Origin of the sequence: Pelosinus fermentans DSM 17108 (assembly GCF_000271485.2) — a bacterium.
GTDB lineage: Bacteria > Bacillota > Negativicutes > DSM-13327 > DSM-13327 > Pelosinus > Pelosinus fermentans.
Genome location: NZ_AKVN02000001.1, coordinates 1153696 through 1169738 on the forward strand (window position 1 = coordinate 1153696; position 16043 = coordinate 1169738).

At 43.2% G+C, this 16043-nt stretch carries 10 protein-coding genes; 8 read left to right on the forward strand and 2 right to left on the reverse strand.

The genetic code is table 11. The features are described 5' to 3' along the window. Positions 1-90 precede the first annotated feature (90 nt). The 6 genes from FR7_RS05070 to FR7_RS05100 all read left to right on the forward strand — a co-directional run bounded on the left by FR7_RS05070 (position 91) and on the right by FR7_RS05100 (position 8257). Positions 91-2031 carry a sigma-54-dependent Fis family transcriptional regulator gene (locus FR7_RS05070; RefSeq protein WP_007932202.1) on the forward strand — a complete coding sequence of 647 codons (1941 nt, stop codon included), beginning with the start codon at positions 91-93 and terminating at the stop codon, positions 2029-2031. 248 nt (positions 2032-2279) lie between these two features. Next, positions 2280-3473: a CaiB/BaiF CoA transferase family protein gene (locus FR7_RS05075; RefSeq protein ID WP_007932201.1), complete on the forward strand. Its 1194-nt coding sequence runs from the start codon at positions 2280-2282 to the stop codon at positions 3471-3473. Between the two features lie 15 nt (positions 3474-3488). Then, entirely contained in the window at positions 3489-4397 is a 909-nt protein-coding gene (locus FR7_RS05080) for a hydroxymethylglutaryl-CoA lyase (protein WP_007932200.1), read from the forward strand. A gap of 39 nt (positions 4398-4436) precedes the next feature. Continuing rightward, entirely contained in the window at positions 4437-5795 is a 1359-nt protein-coding gene (locus FR7_RS05085) for an MFS transporter (RefSeq protein WP_007932198.1), read from the forward strand. A gap of 218 nt (positions 5796-6013) precedes the next feature. After that, positions 6014-6775 (forward strand): sulfite exporter TauE/SafE family protein, encoded by a 762-nt coding sequence (locus FR7_RS05090; protein ID WP_007932196.1) that lies wholly within the window; start codon positions 6014-6016, stop codon positions 6773-6775. Between the two features lie 1188 nt (positions 6776-7963). Continuing rightward, entirely contained in the window at positions 7964-8257 is a 294-nt protein-coding gene (locus FR7_RS05100; protein WP_064448906.1) for a hypothetical protein, read from the forward strand. 160 nt (positions 8258-8417) lie between these two features. Here the strand turns inward: FR7_RS05100 and FR7_RS05105 are convergent, their stop codons facing one another. After that, on the reverse strand, positions 8418-10589 hold the full coding sequence (locus FR7_RS05105; protein WP_007932187.1) for a TonB-dependent receptor: 2172 nt from the start codon (positions 10587-10589) through the stop codon (positions 8418-8420). A 366-nt stretch (positions 10590-10955) separates the two neighbouring features. Between FR7_RS05105 and FR7_RS05110 the strand changes: the two genes are divergently transcribed. Then, positions 10956-12041 carry a helix-turn-helix transcriptional regulator gene (locus FR7_RS05110; RefSeq protein WP_007932186.1) on the forward strand — a complete coding sequence of 362 codons (1086 nt, stop codon included), beginning with the start codon at positions 10956-10958 and terminating at the stop codon, positions 12039-12041. A gap of 295 nt (positions 12042-12336) precedes the next feature. Here the strand turns inward: FR7_RS05110 and FR7_RS05115 are convergent, their stop codons facing one another. Then, positions 12337-13833: an IMP dehydrogenase gene (locus FR7_RS05115; protein ID WP_007932185.1), complete on the reverse strand. Its 1497-nt coding sequence runs from the start codon at positions 13831-13833 to the stop codon at positions 12337-12339. Positions 13834-13987: 154 nt separating this feature from the next. On the opposite strand from FR7_RS05115, the gene FR7_RS05120 reads away from it, so the two are divergent. Continuing rightward, entirely contained in the window at positions 13988-15883 is a 1896-nt protein-coding gene (locus tag FR7_RS05120; protein WP_007932184.1) for a sigma-54-dependent Fis family transcriptional regulator, read from the forward strand. Positions 15884-16043 lie beyond the last annotated feature (160 nt).

Consider the following 16043-nt stretch of genomic DNA (forward strand, 5'->3'; position numbering starts at 1 on the left):
TTTTTATTATTTTAAAAGAACGTGGCAGGAAGGTTTTTTTGTAACATCGACGAAGGATATAATGGGGAAAAACCAGGGAGGCAAAAGACGGTGAAAGATGTTCAAGATAGCAGTAAAGTAAGGCTGGCTTTAATTTCAACCTATCCAGGGATGTCCATGATATTTAAACAGGTAGCAGAACGGGCCGGATTCGATCCGTATATTACAGTAGCTGCTCTTGGCGAGGCGGCGATAATTGCAAAGAGTATTGAGCCGCAGATCGATGTGATTTTGAGCAGAGGCGGAACTGCTGAATATATAAAAGAAGCAGTTGAGATTCCGGTGGTGGCAATTCCTGTTACGCCATTTGATGTAATGCGCTCTATATCTGAAAATAAAAAATGTATGGAAAAACTTTATAAAAAAATCGCATTATTTTCTTATAAAGAAAAAATGTCTGGTATTCGTGATATCGAAAAAATGCTTGGATTAGAGATTTATGAGTATACGTTTCATTTGCAGGAAGATATAGAAGCGGGTATCCTGGATGCAAAGAAAAAAGGAATTGCCCTTGTTATGGGAGGTATTTTAGCGATACGATTAGCTCAAACCTATAATTTAGAAAGTATTTTAATTGAGTGCGGCGAGGAGGCGCTCTATCGTTCCATGTATGAAGCGGTAAATTTAGCTGAGCTGAGGCGTGTGGAACGCAGCAGAGCCGCTCGGATTAAAGTGGTATTGGATTCTGTTGTTCAGGGTGTTATTGCCACAGATGAAATGGGATATGTAACGATATATAACCCTGCAGCCCAGAGGATATTTAACATCCCGAGTGAACAGGTACTGGGAAAAAAGGTGCAGGATGTGATTCCCAATACGCAAATGCACAAAGTGTTAGAGAGCGGTGAGGTGCAAATGGCGGAATTACAGGAGGTAAATGGCGGCATTATTGCAACGAGCCGAATTCCGATTTTGGTTGACAGCAAACGGTTTGGTGTTGTTAGTACCTTTGAAGATGTGACTAAAATTCAATATTTGGAGCAGCAAATTCGGAAACAAATGCATGCCAAAGGCTTTATCGCCAAATATACCTTCAAGGATATTTTGACAATAAGTCCTATCATGATTGAACTAAAGGAGATGGCCGTCTTGTATGCCACCACGGACTCTTCTGTACTGATCCAAGGGGAGTCTGGCACAGGAAAAGAGCTGTTTTCACAAAGCATCCATTGTCACAGCAGGCGCAGCAGCGGACCCTTCGTAGCTGTTAACTGCGCTGCCATACCAGAGCATTTGCTGGAAAGTGAACTATTTGGCTATGAAGGCGGAGCTTTTACGGGGGCCAAAAAAGAAGGTAAACAAGGATTATTTGAATTAGCTCATAAAGGGACGATCTTCTTAGATGAGATTGGGGAAATTCCTAAAGCTTTGCAGGCAAGGCTGCTTCGGGTGCTGCAAGAAAAAGAAATTATGCGAGTCGGCGGGGATAAAATCATACCCATTGATATTCGAATCATTAGTGCCACGAATAAAAATCTTGAGAAAAAAATGGAACAAGGTGAATTCCGTGAGGATTTGTACTATCGTTTGAATGTATTTAATTTAAAAATACCTCCTCTTAGGGAACGAAAAGAGGATATTATTGTGCTTGCCATGGCATTTTTGGAACGGTTTTCTACAGATTTAGATTCCCCTGCCATAGCACGGGAACTAAAATCCTCATTGGTTGTATATGATTGGCCGGGCAACATTCGGGAATTATATAATATTATGGAACGTTTATCCTTAATGATTAGTATTTCAAAAAAAAAATGGAGCCTGGAAAAAATGCTGCAAAAAGTGATGTATGATTCCATCTCTAATCCCAATCATGATTCCATTGCGATCAAAGTGGATTTAGACCAGGGATTAAAGCCGGCAATTGAACAAGTGGAAAAAATAATCATTGATACCATGCTGGCAAGATGTGATCAAAGACAAGAATTGGCGGCAAAAAAGTTAGGGATTGGGCGTACTACTTTGTGGCGAAAGGGTAAAATTAGCGATAAATAAAAAACGTTTCAATAGTGGAATTTGATGTTTCTAAAATGATACGGAATATTAGTAAAAGAATTAAAGAAGATTAGAATTAAAAAATGAAAGTTACGTTTCAATAATGAAATAAGGTTTTTGATAAGCATGCCAATACTAAGGATTTTAGTATTGGCATGCTTTTTGCAACATATAGTGATAGGCGGCCTGAAGAGTAAGAACATTGGGAAGTCCTTTCAAAAAAACTAAACAGGTAGGAGGAGTTACAGATGCAGTATAATGGCGCATTAGCAGGAGTAAAAGTTTTAGATTTGACGAGGGTGCTTGCCGGACCTTTTGCCACGATGATGTTGGCGGATATGGGAGCAGAGGTAATCAAAATTGAGGTTCCCGGAAGTGGAGATGACAGTAGACAATTCGGACCATTTATAAATGGAGAAAGTTCTTATTACATGAATTTGAATCGTAATAAAAAAGGTGTCACTTTGAACTTAAAGGGGCGAGGCAAAGAAATCTTTTTGGAGATGGTAAAAAAGGCTGACATTGTAGTAGAAAATTATCGTCCAGGAACCATGGAAAAACTTGGGCTTGGTTATGAAGAGTTGAAAAAAGTTAATCCAAAGATTGTTTATGGAGCGGTGTCTGGGTTTGGTCATTATGGACCGTATAAAGATCGGGCAGGATATGACATCATTGGTCAGGCTATGAGCGGGCTTATGAGTACGACAGGCTGGCCTGGTGGTGAACCAACAAGGACGGGGACGGCCATGTCAGATATTTTGGCTGGACTTTCCGTTGCCATCGGTCTTTTAGCTGCCTTGCGTCATCGGGATGTTACAGGATATGGGCAGAAGGTGGATGTTTCCTTAGTGGATGCAACAGTGGCAAGCATGGAAATTATTAATCAAATTTACTTGGTAGAAGGGCGCCTGCCTCAGCGGATTGGCAATCGATATGAGTCTACCTATCCCTATGACTCTTTTAAAGCAAATGATGGGAGTTTGGTGATTGGTGCTGCCAATGATAAGTTATGGCAAAAACTATGTGTCATTATGGGGCAGCCGGAATTGGGGGAAAAGGCTGAATTTGATACCAACTGGAAACGGGTACAGCGGCATGAAGAGGTAAAAGTCCTTGTCGAAGCTTGGACAATTACGAAACCTGTGAAGGAAATTGTTGATGCATTGCTTGCAGTTGGTATTCCCGCAGCTCCGATTAATAATATCGAGCAAGTTGTCAATGATCCGCATATTGCTGGTGCTCGGGAAATGTTTGTAGAAGTGGATCATCCCAAAGCTGGCAAGATGAAAATTACGGGCAGCCATATAAAACTTTCGGATACGAAACCTTGTATTAAAACGCCGGCTCCCTTGCTTGGTCAGCATAATGAAGAGGTATATAAGGATTTTCTAGGCCTGAGTGCAGATGAAATCGCGGCTATGAAAAAGGATGGTCTATTATAAGAGGGGGAGAAGGATATGTTAGCGTTTCCTAAACAAGTTCAGATCGTTGAGGTTGGTCCTCGGGATGGTTTTCAAAATATTAAAACTTTTATTGAAACTAAGGTGAAGCAGCAGGTAATAGATGGTATAATCGCTGCGGGAGTGCAGGCTATGGAAGTGACGTCTTTTGTTCATCCTAAGGCGATTCCTCAGATGGTGGATGCGGCCCAGATCGCAAAAGCAGCTGCTCAGGCGGCGGGAGATACCTTTCGGGGACTCGCTCTTATCCCTAATTTAACAGGGGCAAAAAAAGCCTATGAGTGCGGCATTAGGGAAGTAACCTATGTGATATCAGCAAGTGAACAGCATAATCTTGCGAATATAAATCGAACAAGAGAACAGTCGTTGGAAGATCTTCAAAAGATTGTTACCCAAGTACCAGAGCTGGCAGTGAGGCTGGATGTTGCAACAGCCTTCGGCTGCCCTCTTGGGGGAAAGGTAGACGATGAAATGGTTGTTAGCCTGATTGAGTCAGCGCTGCAAATTGGTGTGCAGTCAGTAGTTTTATGCGATACCATTGGAGTTGCCCATCCTAAGCAGGTATATGAGCGGGCAAGAACTGTGAAAAATAGATTCTCCGATGTTTCTTTTGGTCTGCACCTTCATGATACTCGTGGTATGGGGCTTGCCAATACGCTGGCGGGTCTGGATGCTGGCATTACCATATTTGAGTCTTCCATCGGCGGTTTGGGCGGATGCCCCTTTGCTCCGGGAGCTGCTGGCAATACAGCTACAGAAGATTTGGTAAATATGTTTCATGGTATGGGGATCTCTACTGGTATTGATTTGGAACGATATTTAGCCGTGGTTCAAATGGTGCGAGAAAAAATTCAAGATGTATTGACGGGGCACATGGCATATGCCCGTCAATATGACGATATATAAAAAAATGCAGTTGGTGCAATTATAAAAGGAGGATTCATAATGACCCTAGCTGAAAAAAACGCTACCGCAGCAAAAAAGACTATGGGAAAAATGACAAATTACCGCTGGTGGGTGATGATGTTTATCTTTGTAATCTATACAGTTGCCAATGCTGACAGGGCAAATATCGGTTTTGCTCTGCCCTATATCCGCGAAGAGTTTGCCATGAGCAATACGGAGGCGGGAGCTCTTATTAGTTTATTTTTTATCGGATATTCCCTTGGGCAAATCCCTTCGGGATTTTTGACGAGCCGATTTGGTATTCGCAAAATGTTTACTGCGGGCATGTTTTTAACTTCTGCCTTTACAGGAATGATGGGAGTTGTAGACTCTGCCTTTCATCTCAAAATTCTTCGTACAATGGTGGGGTTGGCAGAGTCTCCTGTTGTGATTGGCTGCACAGCGACGATCAACAATTGGTTTCCTGCAAAAGAAAAGGGAACGGCTACGGGAATATTCTTGGCGGGATCTAAAGTCGGCCCTCTGATTGTTCCTCCATTATGTGCTTGGATTATTATGACCTTTGGCTGGCGAGAAATTTTTCTATTCTTCATGATACCAGGAGTGTTATTGTCGATATTCTGGTATCTAATGGTCAGAAGTCAGCCGGGAGAAAGCAAATTTGTTTCAGCGTCAGAACTTCAATATATTCAAACAGAAGAAACGGCTGTAGCGAAGGCGGAGCGAAATAAAGAATACAAACTTTGGTGGCTGGATAAAATAGTTCGTGCAAAAAAGGTTATACCCCTCAATAGTTCTAAGCAGGTGTTTCGTTCCTGGGATATATACGGTGCAGCACTGGGGTATTTCTTTATTATTGGTATTTCCAGCATTATGATGTCTTGGCTGCCGACATACTTGGTTACTATAAAAAAATTCGCGATTATGAAAACTGCTTTTGTTGCGGCATCACCTTTTGCCGGGACAGTAGTAGGTAATTTTCTTGGTGGCTGGTTATCGGATAAATATTTAAATAAGCGCCGTAAGCCATTGATGATGGTTACCGCCTTTTCCGCAAGTTTGATGATGTATTCATTGGTGCATGCGCCTAATGATCCTGTTTTGCTGGCGATGCTGCTCTTTATTACAGGCGTGTTCTTTAGCTTAGGATATTCGGCTTTTGCCTGCTATCCTATGGGACGGGTTGATAAAGAAAATTATCCAATTGCGTGGGGGATTGTTAACACGGGCGGCCAGCTTGGCGGAGCTTGTTTTCCTCTTATTGTCGGAATCATTTTGGATAAATTCAGCTGGAATGCGGTATTTGTCTCAATGGCTGTTGGTTCAATGATTTGCCTGTTAATTGTTTCAACGATTGTTGAGCCTGTTGAAGATCCGCTGGAGCGCCCCTTCCGCTGATAGGCAGTATGATGTAACTTTATAAAATTCATGATAAAATAAGATCACTTTTGTATTAAAACAAATTGTGGTCTTATTTGTCTGATAACTGGGAATTTTTGCTTAATTGTTTTTGAAGATTATATAATGCAGCAAATTATCATTTAGGAAAATTGTGCAGGAATTTTCTATTTAATGATAAATTAAAGAAATAATAAGCAACTAAGGAGTCTAAAATTATGCTGATTGTTCTTGTAATGTTTGCATTAGGGTTATTACTTGGTTTTATTGGTGCCGGGGGTGCCGGTGTGGTGATAGCGGTTTTAACCGTAGTATTCGGTATTCCTATACACACTGCTTTGGGAACGTCTCTTAGCGCTATGATTTTTACTATGATATCGGGTGCATACAGCCATTTTCGAGAAGGGAATGTGGTGGTGAAAAATGGCGCAGCAATTGGTATCTTTGGTGCTATAGGTGCTTTTATTGGAGCGCAGATTGCAGCTGGTTTGCCGGCGAAAGAGCTTAAGTGGATGACGGCCTGTATGCTGCTGCTATCAGCTCTTTTGCTTTGGTTAAGAATCTTTTTTGCTAATAAGGGAATTTTTGCACAAAGTGAAAGTGAAGCTGGTCCTACTGGAATATCTTTCTGGTTAACGGCCTCCGGTCTTGGTCTTGTTACAGGGGTTTTATCGGGAACCTTTGGAATTGGTGCTACTCCGTTTATTCAAATTGGCTTATTGGTCTTCTTTCATATGTCTATCCACCAGTCGGCGGGTACAACCATGCTTGTCATTCTGCCGATTGCATTATTGGGCGGCTTGGGCTATTTAACAGCTGGTCACTTGGATGTACTGCTGCTGTTTAAAGTAACCATAGGGCTGATTGTTGGCGCTTACATTGGCGCAAAATTTACCAGACGCTTAGATCCATTTATTTTAAAGATTTCCATGGTAGCCGTACCCATATTTGGCGGGCTGCTGCTGCTGTTTGGCCGCTAGAATTGAAGGGAAAATATGCAATACATAGATATTGTGTAAGATGTTATTTGAGGAGTAAAAAATATTTTGAAACGCGAAGATACGAAGAGTAGGAAGATCGCGAAGTAAAACATGATATCCTTTTTGCATTTTGGCTGTTCAATCGTTTTATTTTTGCTCGGTCTGTCATTGCGAGTGCTAGCGAAGCAATCCCCTCCTTGGAAAGAGATTGCTTCGCTGCTGCTCGCAATGACAGGTGGATTCAGAGAAAAAGCATTTTAAATCGCGAAGACGCGAAGAGTAGGAAGGTCACGAAGTAAACATGATATCCCTTCGTGATCTTCGAATTCATCGCGTCTTCGCGGTTCAAAAGTTTTTTTACGGCTATTTTAGTAGTTGTTTTCTTTTAGTATTACATCATGGGCTCCGCCTTCTACAATGCTGGTAGAGGAAACGATGGTTATTCTTGCAACTCTTTGCAGTTCTTTGGGAATGTCGAGGGGACGGGGTTATTGACAACACCTTTGTTCTAAATTGAGAAAGAAGCAAGGAAAACTCGTCAGTATCCAAGGGGGCGAGTAAAGCTGAAAACCCAGTCTTTACATAATAGCGAAGAATGCGAAAGAAATGGTATAGCGCATCAAATGTGAAATAGATGCTTGCAATCCCAACAAAAAGTACTATAATTAGTAATAGGTGGAAATTAAAAAGTCGCCGTGTCCTAAGAGTGTCTCACCACTCTCAGGCACGAGCAGGTGTGTTGGCACCTACACGTAACAGCTAAACTGTCCACGACGACAGATTTATTATACCGTGAACGTTTCTTGATTACAAGCAAAGGTATGTTCGAGGCGGTATCATAGAGAATGTAGTTTTGGCAGAGGCTAGCGGCTGTATTGAGTCATCGATTTGTCCTATCCAGTAACAGGCTGTAATTTCGGCAGGAACCTTTATTCATAAAGGGGGATTTTCTGCGATGTCTTTGTGGTACTCCAGCCGGGTTATAGGATATGGATACAAACGACGCAACAATAGCGCATGTGTAGGTTATAAAAAAACCTGGCATGCGCTTTTTAATTTCCCCATTAATAAGGCTGTTGCTGGATGTTCCCACAAGGGTGGCTTGCATCCTCACACAGCCAAAATGGGGGAATATAGAGTGATATTCAATCATTGCAAGTTGTACCTTACTGCAAAGGAGTTATTGCGATGAGGATTTTTGAAACAGCTGCGCGAGGGTTAAGACACATGCATGATGCAGAAGAGCTAAGATGCTTAGAGAATGTTTCAGAAGGGTATTATCAGGCAGAGCAGGCAAATGATCAGTTGAAAAAAAGGTTATTGGAAATCTTGCCGAAAGAGGGCATAGAAATTGTGGACAAAATGCAGGAGAACTTTACGAAGAAAGAAACTCTTGCAGGAGAAATCTATTATAATCAAGGATTCTGTGATGCCGTAAAGCTCATAATGCAGTCGTTAGCATGGGAGCCGGTTCGCAGGTAGAAAGCAAAAGAAGCAAAGGAATCATCCCTTGCTTCTATTCCTGCTCATGCAAAAGCCAGAAGACGTATTTGATTACTGCCGGACGAGGCTGTCCGATTCATACTGAAAAAATGGAAAAACATCCCCCGTTTTGATAACGGAGGGATGTTTTTTGCAGGTATTATAATTCCATGGTTGCGGAAAGCAGCAGCGTGCGTGGTGCACCGATGGCCAAATAACCTCCAGTAGTTCCTATCCAGTGACGTTTATTGAAAACATTGGCTACCGTGGCCCGCACGGTCACTGGCGTACCGCCTTGTTTGAAGGTATAGCGGGCACCTACGTCAAAGCGGGTCCAGGGAGCAACTTTAAGAGTATTGGCATTGTTTAGATATTGCGATCCATTGTATATCGCCTGCGCTGTTAACGTCAATCCCGGTTGGAAGGGGGTATCCCACTCGGCACCTAAGGTGGCTGTCCAGCGCGGCGTTCCCACGGAGGTATTACCGTCAAAAGTGCCGTTGGCAGTGCTCAGGAGTTTGCTGTCCATCAGCATGAAACCGCCCTGCAGTCGAGTGCCTTTTACGGGTTCACCAAAGATATTTAGCTCCAGACCACGATTGCGCTTTTTGCCGTTCAAGCTATAGATGTGAGTGATCGGATCGGTCAGTCCGCTTGGTTGTTTGATTTGGAAAGTGCTCAAGGTAGTGGCGAAAGTACCGGCATCCAGTTTTACACCAGCTTCATATTGTTTTGATTTATAAGGTGCAAAGACTTCACCAGCGTTGACTGCTGTATCCGGCGCGGTTGGCCCTTGTTGTAATCCTTCGATATAGTTGCCATAAAAAGAAAAATTGGGTCTAATTTTCACTATTAATCCTACTGCTGGAGTGGTGGCGCTTTCGTGGTAACTACTAGTTTTGGCTCCGTTGGTGCTGGAGAAACTATCTACTTCGACTTGTTGACGGCGAAAGCCCAGCGTCAGTTGCAGCCGATCATCTGGGGTAGACAGCGTATCACTCAGTACTACACTGGATAAGGTGGTATCCGATGCTTTCGGTATCTTGCCAATGGCAGGAATATCCGGTCGGATTCCCCAGAATGGGTGGTACAGATTTGACGAATATTCGCCAATATTCCAGTTTATGAGATGATCCCGATCAATGTGGAGCCGAGTACTGCTTAGCGCCAATTGATGCCGGAGGGAGCCAGTGGTAAGCTGGCCGCGGAGCCCGATTTCTTGGGTATGTGTTTTCGATTTGATAGGATACGAGGCAATGGAGGTAGTAAGGTCGCCAAGGCTGTTGGTCATCTCAGTAAAACCAAAGATGTAATCCAAGTCGTTTTGTCGAGCGCCAGCTGAGGCGAATACTGTCCAGTCTTGGTTTAGATCAAACTCGCCATGAATAACGCCAAAGGTATCTTTGCTGTTTACATAGGTCCAAGGCGGGTTGAAATTAAAAGTGTTTTTGGGAACAGTGGGTATAGATAGACCATCTGCTAGAGTTAGGGAACTTGTCGGGGCATCAATATTTCGTTGCTGATAGCCGAAATCGGCGGAAGCGCGAAAACGCTGGCCGCGCATATCCAGACCGAGAGTGGCGGCGCTGAACTTCTCCGACTCTCCGTCAAATCGTGTGTCACCATTGCGGTGAACACCGTTAAAGCGTACGCCGAATTGTTGATCTTTGCCGAAGCGGCGACCGATATCCAGGTGACCGCCCAACTGGCTGTCACCGTTGTAACTGGTGGTCAGCTTAGTCACAGGTTCTTCGCCAGCTCGCTTGGCGATCAGATTAATACTTCCTCCAATGCTGCCGAAGGGTGACATGCCGTTCAGGAGAGCAGTAGGACCTTTCAGCAATTCGACCCGCTCCACAAACTCAGTTCCGGAAGAAAATGTTGGCACAATGCCGTATAAACCGTTAAATCCAACATCTGCGTTACCTAGCGCAAGTCCGCGAACTGTCCAAGTTTCCTGATAGGTTGAGGTTGCATTGGAGCGTACCGATGCATCACTGGCAACTACTCCGGCTAGACTTCTGGCCTGCTGGTTTTCAATGAATTCGGCAGTATAGCTGGTGATATTAAAAGGAGTATCCAGAAAATCCTTATTGCCAAGTATACCCACCTGGCTGCCACGGGCGATCAGCCCGCCGGCATAGACTGGCGGTAGAGTGCTTATATGCTTTCGGCTCGCCGTTACTTCCACGCCTTCCAAAGAAAATTCATGCTGCTCTAAGGTTGCCGCTTCTTCGGCGGCATGAGTGATAAGGGGCGTTTGCCAGAATAGGCTGCCACAGAGCAAGGCATAGAGCAGCCGCTTTTTATTGCGGGTTAATGAGCGTTTCATACTGTCGACTCCTTCCTCTTGGGACAAAAAAGTTATTATTTTTAAGTGTTAAACGATAATGATTATCTTTTAACACTTTGCGTAGTGAATCAGAAAATAATATGGATTTACGTTAGCTAACAGTATTGACGTCAATGTATGATCGTAATCACCCCGGGCTTGTTGGTATTATAGCAAGGCTGGCTTGAGAACGTCAATGGACGGAATCGAGAAGAAAAGATAGGTTGTAAAGCAGGGAAAAGAACAATGGAGTGAGAATAAATATCATATACAGGAAGCTATGCAAATAAATTTGCCGTTGATTTAGAGCAGTACTTTGGCTATTTAGAGGGAAAAGTAATCCTCTATTTATGACAGGCTCATGCTATGATAGGGATACACAGAGGGGTCAAGGAGGGGTGGGCTACGGATACGGATGAGTATTGGTCGGGTAATGCGGGACTCGCAGCTCAGCTGGGCTGTGTAAACATTCTCAGGTGGGAGCAGCATTGGGTAAAATATTTTCTGCCGCCGGAACATGGGGATAGCTGGCTGGTTGACATTCAAGCCGCAAAGGGACTGTTTGTTACCAGTGCCTATTTTACATTATTGGAACCAGTTGCTCGGGAATATCGAATCCAGCAAACCGGACTTTGGATTTGTTCCTTGGAGCGTGGTGAAATTACGGTCATTGAGCAAGGGAAAAAGGCCTGGATATTGACGGAAGGCGTACATGTGTTAGTTAACCGAGGGCGCCCATTTAAGCTGATTTTCAGCAATGCTGAACCATTGTGCTATACCAGTGTGCTGGCATTTGAAGATTTGATTGCCGGCTGGCTGAAAGACCGACCACAGGGATTTGGCATTATTGCCCCAGAAAGTGCTTTGCAAGAAAATGAATATCGGGTATTTAGGCAGCAGACTTTTTCATTGAGGGACGCTTTGCGTTGGCTGCCGCCCCACTATAATATGCCTGAAGTCATATTACTTATGGATCAGATCAAGCTTGAAACGCGGGCAAGGCGTTTACCGCTCCTTTATTTTGAGTGTAAGGTCATTGAGCTGCTGGCGCTTATTATGCGCAATGTTCAGGATGAATGGCACTGGAAAATCATGAAGCAAGATCGCTCTAGTTACTTGAATTATCAGAATCGACAATATGTTGTACGAGTTAAGGAGGAGCTGGATCGAAATTTTATTACTCCGCTGCATATTAAGCAGCTTGCTGCTCTTGCTGAGATGGGGACTACCAAATTGCGCCAGTGTTTTAAATTATATTATCAGGTAACGATTAGCGAATATATCCAACAAGCCAGGATGAAACATGCATTGAGGATGTTATCGGACGATGCTTTAAGCATTCAAAATATTGCAGAACGGGTTGGTTATCAAAATGCTAGTAAATTTACAGCGGTGTTTAAACAGGTAAATGGCTGCACACCAAGGCAATTCAGACAGGCAATGAGGCTATAGGGTTACCAGAAAATATCACTAACAAGACAAGGGGATGGTGGTAGTGTCTTATATGTTTCAATATATTTGGGAATCTATATAAGACACATCCACCGTCCCCGCGTCTTTACCGCGTTTCAAACCGTCTTTCTTTACCCCTTTATAATTGCGAACCTAGCGACAGGTGGATTCAGAGAAAAAGCATTTTAAATCGCGAAGACGCGAAGAGTAGGAAGGTCACGAAGTAAACATGATATCCCTTCGTGATCTTCGAATTCATCGCGTCTTCGCGGTTCAAAAGTTTTTTTACTGCTATTTAGTAGTTGTTTTCTTTTAGTATTACATCATGGGCTCCGCCTTCTACAATGCTGGTAGAGGAAACGATGGTTATTCTTGCAACTCTTTGCAGTTCTTTAATGGATATGGCACCGCAGCTGCACATAGTTGATTTTATTTTGCTTAAGGTAACATCAATGTTATCTTTCAGTTTTCCTGCATAGGGTACATAGCTGTCCACGCCTTCTTCAAATTTAAGATTGCTGCCTTCTCCAAGGTCATACCGCTCCCAGTTACGAGCACGCTTTGAGCCTTCGCCCCAATATTCTTTCACGTAATTATTGCCAAGCTTTGTTTTGGGAGCAGGGCTTTCATCGAATCTTGCAAAATATCTTCCCATCATAATAAAGTCAGCGCCCATAGCTAAAGCTAATACCGTGTGATAGTCATGTACGACTCCGCCGTCGGAACAGATTGGAATGTAGATGCCTGTTTCTTTGAAATAATCATCTCTTGCCTGTGCAACCTCAATTACGGCAGAAGCCTGTCCTCTGCCAATTCCTTTGGTTTCCCTTGTAATACAGATAGAACCTCCGCCGATTCCAACCTTTACAAAATCTGCACCGGCTTCTACGAAGTACATGAATCCTTCTTTGTCGACTACGTTTCCACCGCCGATTTTAACCGTATCCTTATATTCTTCTTTTATATATTTTATGGTTTCTGCCTGCCATTCGCTAAAGCCGTCGGAAGAATCTACACATAATACATCGACTCCAGCCTTAACTAATGCAGGTACTCGATCTTTATAATCTCTTGTATTAATACCTGCGCCCACCATATATCTTTTTTCAGAGTCTAAAAGCTGCAGGGGATTTTCTTTGTGATCCTCATAATCTTTTCGGAAGACAAAGTACACCAATTGCTGCTGGTCGTTAATGATGGGAAGACAATTCAGCTTATGCTCCCAGATAATATCATTGGCTTCTTTAAGAGTGGTATGAATGGAACTAACGATGAGTTTTGAAAATGGTGTCATGAATTCTTTGATTTTCCTGTCTAAAGAATCCCGACTCATTCGATAGTCTCTGCTAGTAACGATTCCCACTAATTTAGAGTTAAGTGTTCCATCCTCTGTAATGGCAATGGTGGCATGTCCTAATTTTGATTTTAATTCTACAACGTCTTTTAAGGTTTGTTCTGGTGATAGATTGGCATTGCTAACTACGAAGCCGGCTTTGAAATTCTTTACTCTGCTCACCATCTCTGCCTGCTCTTCAATAGGCTGGGAGCCAAAAATAAAAGATAAGCCTCCACATTTAGAAAGAGCGATGGCGAGATTGTCATCGGATACAGATTGCATGATTGCAGAAACAAAAGGAATATTGATTTCTATTGGTGGCTGCTCATCTCTTTTAAATTTTACAATAGGTGTTTTTAAATTCACTTTGCTGGGGATACAATCTTTTCTTGTAAGATTAGGCACAAGAAGATATTCGCTAAAGGTTCGGGAAACTTCCTTATAATAGAATGCCATTGTTTACTGCCGCCTTCCTATATAAATTTTGACTATTGTATCAAAGTTAGTAGGTAGTGTCAACTTACAAAATATTTTGTTTACAGGAGTTCTGGATTCTGCAGAGAAATACAATAAAGATTTCTATGAAATGAATCCCGAATGGAGGGGAAATATGGATTATAAAATTTGTCTGATTGCTCCATTTGCCAGTATGAAGAAGCTGGCTGATGAAGTTATTTTAGAACGTGACCCTGAATGGCACGGGAACGTTGATGTTGCCCTTGGTGATTCCCAGGCTGGTCTGGAACAAGCACGGCTTGCCATGGAGCGGGGGGCAGAGGTCTTAATTAGCCGCGGTGGTACTGCTTTATTAATTGCTGAACAAGTTTCCGTGCCAGTGGTGCAGATACAGGTCACTGCTCTTGACATTCTGCGTACGATCAAACAGGTAGGAGTAAGCTTAGGTGTAATCGGTGTAGCTGGATTTCGGAATGTTATTTATGAGTGTGAGACACTGGCTGAGTTATTGGGCATATCGGTACGGGTTATTGCCCTGGAAAACAAGGCAGAAACGGCGGAAAGAATTGCTTTCGCTGCCAGTGAAGGCATTAAAGTAGTTATCGGTGATGCAAATTCAGTTGAGCTTGCCCGCCAGATCGGATTAGGCGGTTATGTAATCGGAACTGGTAAAGATGCAATCTATAAAGCCATCAAAGAGGCTGAATTGGTAGCGGAAGTTCGTCGTCGCGAGCAAGAACGGGCCGAGCTTTTGCAAGCTATTGTGAATTCATCTACAGATGGGATTGTTGCTGTAGATAAAGCAGCCCGCATCACCTTTTTTAATCCTGCAGCCTGTGATATTTTTCAAGTGTCACAGGCAATGGCTGTTGGGCGCTCAGTAAGTGAGGTGATACCCAATACTCGTTTGCCGGCAGTTCTTGATAATGGGGTAGCGGAAATGGGGGAAGTTCAGCATCTGGGAAATAAGGAATTAGCGACGAAGCGAATACCGATTAAGATCAAGGATGAAGTAGTTGGTGCAATCGCTAGTTTTCAGGATGTTACTCAACTACAGCGCTTTGAGCAGGCGATACGACAAAAGCTGCACTCAAAGGGGTTGGTGGCCAAAGTAAGTCTAAAGCAAATTGTTGGTTCTTCGCCGGCACTGGAGGCCGCTAAAAGGCAAGCGCACCGTTATGCCATGTCTAGTTCCACCGTTTTGATCACTGGTGAGTCTGGTACTGGCAAGGAAATGTTTGCTCAGAGTATACATAATCTCAGTTCTCGTGAGAAGAGTCCTTTTGTTGCTGTTAATTGTGCTGCTTTACCTGAAAATCTGCTGGAGAGTGAGTTATTGGGGTATGAAGAAGGGGCATTTACGGGAGCAAAGAAAGGCGGTAAACAGGGGTTATTTGAACTGGCCCATGGCGGTACGATGTTTCTGGATGAAATCGGAGAAATGCCCTTAGCCCTGCAAGCACGGCTGCTGCGGGTGCTGCAGGAAAAAGAAGTTATGCGTTTAGGCGGGGATCGTGTCATTCCTGTAGATGTAAGGGTGATTGCAGCTACGAATCAGGATATGGCTGAATTGGTTGCAAAAAAGCAGTTTCGGGAAGATTTATATTATCGTCTCGATATTTTACGTCTTTATTTGCCGCCCCTTAGAGATCGTAAAGGAGATATCCCTATGCTGGTGGAGTACTTTTACCGCAAGTTGAAGCAGCTAAATCCGGGGGTGAAAGGGATTGCTCCTGAGGCGCTGGTAATTTTAGAAAAGCTTTCTTGGCCGGGGAATGTGCGGGAATTGGCCAATCTTATGGAAAGAGCCTTGCTGCTATCGGATAATGAAGTAGTTACCGCTGAAGATATTAAGAGTATTTTACCTGTCCAGGCAGCTATTCACCAGGCAGATTCTTTATCTGGTGAATATGGTAATTTGGAAGAGATGGAGAAGGAAGCCATTGAACAAATATTGCGGGAAGAAAATTTTAACTATACTCGGGCAGCCAGCCGCTTAGGCATAAACCGCACTACTTTATGGCGAAAGATTCAAAAACAGAATCGATAATAAATAAAAGATAGATGCATAAAGCAACAACAAATGTTGCTTTATGCATCTATCTTTTATTCTCTAATAATCAGAATCTTGGGTAATCAAGGGGTGACAGTCTTGGCATGGTATTTGCATAAGAAGGTAGTCGTAGAAGTAGAGTAGATTGATAAGATGA